Genomic DNA, 9,321 nt, shown 5'->3' with positions numbered 1-9,321 from the left:
ATTTATTTGCTAGTTAAAAATCGGGGATAGAAATTTCTATCCCGATAAAGAATGTAGTTGATTTTTAATTACCAACACGATTTGACAAAGAACCATAAAAACAAGTCCTCCAGGCAAAAGCTTGGAGGATTTTTTTTAATTTTACAAATCATAAGAACAAATAAATATACGAAAACACCTAGCTATAATATAAAATTTCAAATAATAGCCTAAATTTCCACTAAGTAGAAAAAGACTGTATTAATTATTATTTGACTTATAGTATAATTAAACTCAAGGAGGGTAAAAATATAATGTAGGAAGAGGAAATATGGTTTGGCATAAATTCGATAGTAGGGAACTTTATATATTAGAAACTTTAGAGATATGCTCTGTTGATGAGTTAGACTTACTATACAAATTGGACGTGAGTAAGAAAACACTAGCAAAAGATATCAAAGACTTAAATGTTAAGTTAGAAAATTGTGCAGTAATAGATACAAGATTGGGGGAACTATCTTTATTTGTATACAACTATACAAGATATAGAAAAGTATTAAATTCGATAAAAAAAGAAGAACTAAACTTTAATTATGAAAAATTTAGGCATAAATATATCATCAAGAGTCTTTTTGAGAAGACTAACTTAACACTAGGTGACTTATCTGATGATATGATTGTCTCAAAATCAACTCTTAGTAAAGACATCAATAAGTTAAATCAGATTTTAGAAACTTATAATTTAAAGGTAGAAGGAAAACCTAATGTTGGCATGAGCATAGTCGGTGATGAAATTGACATTAGATATTTTTACCTTGATAATTGTTATTATGAATTTCCAAAAAAGAATAAAAACGAGATGATGGTCAACAAAATAGTTGAAAGGGCCTTAAGTCAATATTTAATTGACGAGGATACTATAGAAAGAGTTGTAAGTTTTATCATGGTCTCGATAACAAGATCGGGACAGGGAAAATTTATAGGAAACTTAGAAATTAGACCAGATGTGTTTTATAAAGATTTCATTTATGAAATCGGAGAAATTTTTAGAAAACATTTAAAACAGTATCTAAGCATAAGTTTAACAGATAATGAACTTGAATTTATTCTTATACCTCTTAAGGGCATGAGAACTCCACTTATTTTGAATAATATATCAGATTTGGATATTAAGAAATCCACAGAAGATATTATAAACGAAATATTTAGAGCCATTAAAATTCAAATGGGACTTCAAGTAGATTTGGGAAACTTAACAAAAGAATTTTCTTACCATGTTTATTTTTCTATTAATAGGATAGAAATAGGCTATAAAATAGACAATCCCTTGATTGAAGAAATAAAAAGTGACTATAGAGTAGCCTACAAAATGGCTGAAATAGCATCTAATGTAATTGAAAATAGTATAAATAAAAAGGTAGCTGAATCTGAAAAATCTTTTCTTGCAACTTATTTTCAAATATATGTTGTAGAAAAATTAGATTTAGCAAATAGAAATGGGTTTAAAATAGGTATTTTCACAGAAGGAAAAATCAATGACACTTCCCTAAAGAAAAAACTTAAGGCAGAAGACCTAAACAATGATTTATCTATTGGATTATTGGATAACACTGATCTTGATTTAAGCGGTTTTGATTTGCTTATCCTAAAACAGCCTATCGATAGTGAAGTTTATCAGATAACAGGCGATGATATTTTCAATTATCAATTGATTAAAGAAGAAATTCAAGTATTAAAAGAAAACAAAAATATGATTTTAAGTAATAGATTTTTGAAATCGATATTTTTGAGTAATTTGGATGAAGATACATTTTTTAAGCTACAATTCGATTCTTTTGAGGAAAATTTCAAGTATATGATAGGTATGCTAAAAGAAAGGGAAGTAATTGATGATGATTTTGAGTCTAGAATTTTAGAAAAAGAAAATTCAAAATCTAAAATATTTACTGAGAGAGTAGCCTTTCCTCATATATCTTCAGATGCTTTAAAAGTTGCCCTGGGTATTTGTGAAAATTCATATCCAAATTTGATATTTTTAGTAGGAGTTCCGGATAATTTAGATGAACTCTTAGTCAAATTATATGATGAAATTGTTACTATATCTAATGACGACAAATTAATTGATAAAATTTCAAAAATAAAGTCTTATTCAGAGTTAATGGAGTTTTTTATTAAAGAGACTAATTTATTTAGGTAAGGAGAATAGATGAGTAATCTAATCAAATTAGGGATTTTCATACTGATAATGTACATCCTGCAGTACTTTTTAACGTTTTTACAAATGAATTCATTTAAAAAATATTTTAATATGTTCCTAGATGAAGGCAAGGTAGCCATAGGCATACAAAAAGGAGCTATAAGCTCTGGAGCAATCGTTATGTTTTGTGTGGATGAGATAGGCTATATTAAGAGATACGCTTATATTCAAGGAGTATCAGTTCTTGCTAGATTTAAAGAGAAGAAAGAATTTATTAATGTAAATATTAGAGATTTAGATGAAGAAATGTTAAAAGGACTTAGGTTGCACAAAAATTTGGTCAAAGCCATATTAAACGCAAAATCTAACTACATTAAGGTTCAAAATGGAGAGGAAATAGAACTAGAAAAATCACCATTCCAAAAAGCTGTGGGGATTTTCAAAAAATAAAAAGGAGATTATATGGATTTTTTAGTTAATTTAGCTCAGTCCTTTATAGGATTGTTTGAACTCGGAGGAGAAACACTAATGTCCTGGGTGACAGGCATTATTCCAAAAGTATTATTGCTTCTAGTATTTATGAATGCATTAATAGCCCTTATTGGTGAAGATAAAGTAAATAGATTTGGAGAAATTTGCTCAAAAAATAGAATTTTAGCTTATGGTGTTTTACCATTTGTATCAGCTTTCATGCTAGGTAACCCAATGGCTTTATCAATGGGTAAATTCTTACCAGAATTTCAAAAACCATCATACTATGCTTCTGGAGCTTACCACTGCCATACAAACAATGGTATATTCCCTCACATAAATCCAGGTGAATTATTCGTGTGGTTAGGAATTGCTCAAGGTGTTGAGGCTTTAGGCCTATCAACAGTTCCTTTAGCTATAAGATATATGCTTGTGGGTATAGTTATGAATTTCTTTGCAGGATATATAACAGATTTCACAACAAGATATGTAGAAAAACAACAAAACATCAAACTTAAGAGAACAATAGACGTGGAGGCACATAATGGCTAAAGTTAGAGTAAATAAAGGCGGCGCAGGCTTTGGTGGTCCACTTGTAATAGGACCGGAAGGTGATAAAAATATTCTTTTATATGTAACAGGCGGCGGTGCAAAACCTGATGTAGTTGACAAAATAGTTGAACTTACTGGATGTGAAGCAGTAAATGGATTTAAAACTTCAGCTCCAGAAGAAAATATATTTGCAGTAATCATAGATTGTGGTGGAACACTAAGATGTGGAATTTATCCAAAAAAAGGAATCCCTACAATAAATGTTACACCAACTGGTAAATCTGGACCTCTAGCACAATATATCACAGAAGATATATATGTATCAGACGTTGGTCTAAAACAAATTACACTTATCGAAGGCGATGAGGAAACGGTTAAAAAAGAAGCTAAAAATAAAGAAACTACTAATAAAGAAAAAGTTACTTACACAGCAGACAAAAAAGTATCAGAAACTCTTGCTGAACAATCAGGTAATACCTTTATTCAAAAAGTAGGAATGGGAGCTGGTAGAGTAATAGATATATTCTTCCAAGCTGGTAGAAATTCTGTTCAAACTGTAATAAACACAATACTTCCATTCATGGCATTTGTAGCAATGCTTATCGGTATAATACAAGGATCAGGATTTGGAAACTGGTTTGCTAATCTTCTTATACCATTAGCAAACAATATTATAGGGCTTGTAATCCTAGGGCTTGTGTGTTCGCTTCCAGTGCTTTCAGCGCTACTTGGACCAGGAGCGGTAATAAGCCAAGTTATAGGAACTCTAATTGGTAGTGAGATAGCTAGAGGAAACATAGCACCAAATCTTGCTTTACCTGCACTTTTTGCGATAAACACTCAAAACGCATGTGACTTTATCCCAGTTGGACTTGGACTAGCAGAAGCAGAAAGAGAAACTGTTGAAGTTGGCGTTGTATCAGTAATGTATTCTAGATTCTTAATCGGTGTACCAAGAGTTATTGTTGCATACCTAGCTTCATTTGGACTATATTAGGAGTAAAAATGAAAATTATATACGAGAATATAGTTAAGGAACATGGTGAACTTATAGGTGAATTTGGCGATGAAATGCTAATTTTTTTCGGAGACAATGCACCTGATGAACTAAGAGACTATTGTTATATTATAGACATAAAAGAGACAAACGGAGATATAAAAGAAGGATCTTATTTCAAAGTAAATGAAAAAAAAGCTAAAATATTAGCAGTAGGCTCTGAAGCTCAAAAGAATTTGGTGAATCTTGGACACTTAACTGTAAACCTATCAGGTAATGTAGATGACTTATTACCTGGAGCCATAGTATGCGAAAGCGTAGACATTGGTCCAATAGAAGACGGAACAGTTATAAAGATAGTGGAGGAATAAAATGAGTTGGTTAGACCTAGAAAATAAAACTGTAATAGTGACCGGAGCAGCATCCGGCATAGGCAAGGCAGTAACAGAAGGCCTCCTAGAAGTAGGAGCCAATGTAATCGCCTGCGATATAAATGACAAAGAACCTGAATTTAAAAACCAAAACGAAAAAAATCTAGTATATCAAATATGTGATGTAACAAAAAAATCAGATGTAAAAGCTGCAGTAGACGTAGCCCTAAAAAAATATGGCAGTCTAGATGCAATAGTAAATAATGCAGGCATAAACATCCCAAGACTATTAGTAGACCCAAACAAAGAAAATAGCGAATATGAGCTAGATGACAAAGTCTTTGACAGGATCATAGGCATCAATCTAAAAGGCCTATTCTACTGCTCACAAGAAGCAGCAAGAGTCTTCGTCAAAGAGAAAAAGGGCGTAATAATAAACATGTCCTCAGAATCCGGTCTAGAAGGTAGTGAGGGACAATCAATCTATGCAGCAAGTAAAAATGCAGTAAACTCATTCACAAGATCTTGGTCAAAAGAGCTAGGCAAATATGGAGTAAGAGTAGTAGGAGTAGCCCCAGGAATATTAGAAGAAACTGGACTAAGAACCCTATCCTATGAAACAGCCCTAGCCTACACAAGAGGAATAAGCATAGAAGATCTTAGGAAAGGCTACTCATCAACAAAAACAACCCCACTAGGCAGAAGTGGAAAATTAACAGAAGTAGCAAATCTAGTAACATTCCTAGCAAGCGACAGATCATCATATATCCATGGTGTTACAATAAATGTTGCAGGTGGTAAGACTAGAGGATAGTTAATAATTGAAGTAAATATAAATATTTAAATAAGAAAAAATTCTTATGAAAAAGGTCATTTGATATCGAAATTTGCTATGTTTTTGGAAATGAAGCCAAAGAAGTATATTAAAATGACCTTTTTATATTTGTAGATAATTTTCCAAATTTGTTTAACTTATTTAAAGATAAAAAATAACATAATATATAAGATATGAAACTGTGATAATTTGATGGAAGCAAGAAAGGAAAAATATGAAACTATTAATTGATCATGCTAACCTTACTGATATTAAAGGACTTATAGAACTATTTCCTATAGATGGTGTTACAACAAATCCTACTATACTTGCCAAGGAAGGAGAAAATCCTAAGGAAAGACTTATTAGTATCAGAAAATTAATTGGTCCTGATATGGACCTACATTGCCAGGTTGTTGCAACTAAAAAAGAAGAAATGATGGCTCAAGCTAGAAAACTTGTTGATATGCTTGGAAAAAACACTTATATAAAAATCCCATCTTCTGGAGAGGGATTCAAGGCTATGGAAGAACTTGCAAAAGAAGGGATAAAGATAACAGCAACTGGTATTTATTCTCCGCTTCAAGGATTTCTCGCAGCCAAGGCAGGAGCAAAGTATCTTGCTCCTTATGTGAATAGGATTGATAATCTAGGTTATGATGGCCTAGCTGTGACTAAAAAGATTCAAAATATAATTGAAGCTAATGACTTTGGTACAGAAATTTTAGCTGCTTCCTTTAAGAACTCTAACCAAGTTCTAGACCTTGTGGAAAGAGGAGTTGGAGCCCTAACCTTAGGACCAGATGTCTTTAGTGGTTTGGTAAATGATAGAAATGTTGATTTCGCTATAGGAAATTTTGAAGATGATTTTAGAAGTTTACTCGAAGAAGGCCAAACTTTCTTAGATATTTTATAAATATAAAATCTCGATTGAGATGATAGAACAATATTTAAAGTAGATGAATTTAAGGTTTCGTCTACTTTTTTCATCCACAATAGTCAGTTGTGCAAACGAAAGATTAAAGAAAAAATACCTAGTATTTAGATGGTGATTGAACTAAATTTAATAAAAAATAAAAGCCCCTTGCTTAATTATGATAATCACATGCACAATTAAACAAGGAGGTCAGAATATTGAGTATGATTAGTTTAACATATATAAAAATAAGATGCAAATATAAATTGGAATTTGATCCGATATAAAAATTTCAAAGGGAATTTAAAATAGGCTTATGATTGCAAATTGATTAAGTTATTAAGGAAAATTTTCCAATAGAAAAGCCCCTCAATCGAGGGGTTTTCCTATACTAGAATATAAAATTAAATAAGATAACTGCGATAAGTCCACCGATTATTGGGCCTACTACTGGAATCCAACCATATCCCCAGTTAGCGTCTGTTTTGTTCTTAACTGGAAGGACTACGTAAGCAATTCTTGGACCAAGGTCTCTGGCTGGGTTGATAGCATAACCTGTTAAACCACCTAGTGACATACCTATTGAAACGATTAGGCCAAAAACATATAGCTTATCTACACCAGTATCGCCTGCACCTGCTACATTACCAAAACCAAGGATAGCAAATACAAGTACAAAGGTACCGATTATTTCTGATAGTAGGTTTCTGCCTTTGTTTGGAATAGAAGGTGCTGTACAGAATGTACCTCGTACTCCTACTGGGTTATCAGATGAAGCATCATAGTGGTCTTTGAATAGGATGTAAACCAAACATTGACCAAGGAATGCTCCGACCAATTGGCCAGCTATGTATACTGGAACATCGCCAGATGCTACATCACCCTTGAAGGCTAAAGCTATTGTTAGTGCTGGGTTGAAGTGAGCACCTGTTAGGGCACCGAATATTGTAGCTGGAATAAGTACTGCAAGACCCCAAGCTAGGGTGATTTGGATTGGACCTGCTCCTTGCATACCACTTTTGTTCAAAGAAACGTTTGCTACTACACCATTACCTAATAAAATAAGTATGAGTGTACCGACCATTTCGCCTAAAAATATATCTCTCATTTTCTCTCCTTTCTGTGAATAAAAAAACAGAAAACTACCTTGGTTATTAGCTCTCTGTCTCTGATTTATTCAACTGTGAAAATGTTTACATTTATATTATATCACGGACCCTATCATTTTGCAAATTTTTTGTTAAATTTTTGATTCCTTTTCTAGAGTTTTGATAAATTTATTAATGTCAGCCTTGTTTACTCTTGTAATTCCTGAATGCTCTGAGTCAAAACGATCGGATTTGACTTGGTGGCCGAGTTCATCTTCCATGACTTCTATTACCCTTGACCTACAGAAAGACCCTTGGCAAAAGCCCATGCCTGCTCTAGTCCTTCTCTTGATAGAATCAAAGCTATTGCAAGGAAGGCCACGATTCATGGCATCTCTGATTGTTTTTTCGCTTACTTGTTCACACCTGCAGACGAGCCTTTCTGGGTCTCCTAGAGGAAGGTCGACTTTTTTGATAACCTTATTGAAATCTTCAAGTTCCTTATATTTTATAATTGGCTTCCTTTGTGGATTGTAGGATGGGTCATCTTCTAATTTTAGGCCTAAATCCTTTAAAATCTCTTCAACCATTTTTGCAATGGCTGGAGAAGAGGTGATACCTGGTGACTGGATGCCAACTACGTTTATAAAACCATTTGTTTTGGTGTTTTCGATTATAAAATCACCTGTAGATGAGGCAGGACGAAGACCTGTGAAAGATCTGATAAATTCTTTGAGGTTTATAACGTCATCCTTGACTGATTTTTGAGCCAAATCGTAGATTTCAGCCAGCCTTTCTATATGAGTTCCCCTGTCGATTTCTTCCTCGTCAATGGCATCAGGACCTAGAAGGAGGTTGTTATGATAGGTCCTTGTAACTAAGATGCCTTTTGACTTTGGACTTGGGGTTTGGAAAAGAACTTGTTTGGTCCTTGAACCAGTTCCTTTTTGCATTAGTAGGTATTCTCCGCTTCTTGGGTGTATTGTAAAATCTGTTTCGGTAATCATTTCTGACACCCTTGCACCTTCAAGGCCTGAAGCGTTAATTACAAATATTCCTTCATATTTTTCGCCATTTTCAGTTAAAACTGTAAATACTTGGTCGTTTTTTTCTATATTTGTAACCTTGCTTTCAAGTTTAAGGTCAGTCCCATTTGCAATGGCATTTTCCATTAGGGCTATGACATATTCATAAGGTGAGCAAACTCCAGCACCCTTGCAATATAGGGCGGCTGTAGCCTTATCTGAAACATTTGGCTCGATTTCTCTTAGCCTTTCTTGGTCGATTATTTCTATATCGTCAAGGCCGTTTTCAAGGCCCATGGCCATTAGTTTTTCTAGTTCTTTTTCGTCTTCTTCATCAAAGGCAAGGACAAGAGAACCATTTTCCAAAAAGCCAAAATTTAATTCTTCATCAAGTTTTTTAAATTCTTTCCTGCCTTCATAGCAGATGCGGCCTCTTAGTTCGTGGTGGGGCTCTGCGTAGCCACCGTGAACAATGGCTGAATTGGCCTTTGAAGCTCCCATAGACACGTCATTTTCTTTTTCGAGTACGAGTATATCAAGTTTGTAACGAGAAAGCCTCCTTGCTATACTAGCCCCTGTGACTCCAGCGCCTATAATTATAACATCATACATAAAAAATCCTTTCTATTTCGGGAATGGACTTATATTCCAAACCTTAGTTAATATTAAGAAACTCCTCCTAAAGACAAAAAGAGAGCGGCAAAAATAATTGCGCTCTCTCACTATCTTATTAGGTAAACCTTTTCTATATTATAGCACAAAAAATTGCTAATTTCAATTTATCTTCTTTTATTAATTTTGCATAGAAACTTTAAGAAGATTTTTAGAAAAGAATTTTTTGTTAATTTTCAAGAGACTAATACAAATTAGTTTATATTTTGACTTTTAAAAGTATATTATATATAGCATGT

The 9,321-nt window shown here is 33.4% G+C and carries 9 protein-coding genes; 7 read left to right on the top strand and 2 right to left on the bottom strand.

Translation table 11 applies throughout. The annotated features are described in order from the left end of the window. Positions 1-310 precede the first annotated feature (310 nt). The 7 genes from J2Z38_RS09405 (at position 311) to J2Z38_RS09375 (ending at position 6,297) form a co-directional block, all read left to right on the top strand. Positions 311-2,176 carry a BglG family transcription antiterminator gene (locus J2Z38_RS09405; protein WP_209775057.1) on the top strand — a complete coding sequence of 622 codons (1,866 nt, stop codon included), beginning with the start codon at positions 311-313 and terminating at the stop codon, positions 2,174-2,176. A 9-nt stretch (positions 2,177-2,185) separates the two neighbouring features. Then, positions 2,186-2,626: a transcriptional regulator GutM gene (locus J2Z38_RS09400; protein WP_209775055.1), complete on the top strand. Its 441-nt coding sequence runs from the start codon at positions 2,186-2,188 to the stop codon at positions 2,624-2,626. 12 nt (positions 2,627-2,638) lie between these two features. Next, a complete protein-coding gene (gene srlA, locus J2Z38_RS09395) occupies positions 2,639-3,199 on the top strand; it encodes a PTS glucitol/sorbitol transporter subunit IIC (RefSeq protein WP_209775053.1) in 561 nt (186 codons plus the stop codon). Further along, entirely contained in the window at positions 3,192-4,196 is a 1,005-nt protein-coding gene (srlE, locus tag J2Z38_RS09390) for a PTS glucitol/sorbitol transporter subunit IIB (RefSeq protein ID WP_209775051.1), read from the top strand. The genes srlA and srlE overlap by 8 nt, the downstream gene beginning before the upstream one ends. A gap of 8 nt (positions 4,197-4,204) precedes the next feature. Then, complete coding sequence (locus J2Z38_RS09385) at positions 4,205-4,567, top strand: PTS glucitol/sorbitol transporter subunit IIA (protein ID WP_209775049.1); 363 nt, start codon at positions 4,205-4,207, stop codon at positions 4,565-4,567. A gap of 1 nt (position 4,568) precedes the next feature. After that, the gene (locus J2Z38_RS09380) at positions 4,569-5,381 is read left to right on the top strand and encodes an SDR family oxidoreductase (protein WP_209775048.1); all 813 of its coding nucleotides are present in this window, start codon (positions 4,569-4,571) and stop codon (positions 5,379-5,381) included. Between the two features lie 235 nt (positions 5,382-5,616). Next, positions 5,617-6,297 (top strand): transaldolase family protein, encoded by a 681-nt coding sequence (locus J2Z38_RS09375; RefSeq protein ID WP_209775046.1) that lies wholly within the window; start codon positions 5,617-5,619, stop codon positions 6,295-6,297. 391 nt (positions 6,298-6,688) lie between these two features. Here J2Z38_RS09375 and J2Z38_RS09370 read toward each other — a convergent pair whose 3' ends face one another. Both J2Z38_RS09370 and J2Z38_RS09365 read right to left on the bottom strand, forming a co-directional pair. After that, entirely contained in the window at positions 6,689-7,405 is a 717-nt protein-coding gene (locus J2Z38_RS09370) for an MIP/aquaporin family protein (protein ID WP_209775045.1), read from the bottom strand. A 132-nt stretch (positions 7,406-7,537) separates the two neighbouring features. After that, positions 7,538-9,022 carry an NAD(P)/FAD-dependent oxidoreductase gene (locus J2Z38_RS09365; protein WP_209775043.1) on the bottom strand — a complete coding sequence of 495 codons (1,485 nt, stop codon included), beginning with the start codon at positions 9,020-9,022 and terminating at the stop codon, positions 7,538-7,540. Between the last annotated feature and the right edge of the window lie 299 nt (positions 9,023-9,321).

The organism is Anaerococcus degeneri (genome assembly GCF_017874475.1).
GTDB lineage: Bacteria > Bacillota > Clostridia > Tissierellales > Peptoniphilaceae > Anaerococcus > Anaerococcus degeneri.
This window is presented reverse-complemented; position numbering and strand designations above follow the sequence as displayed.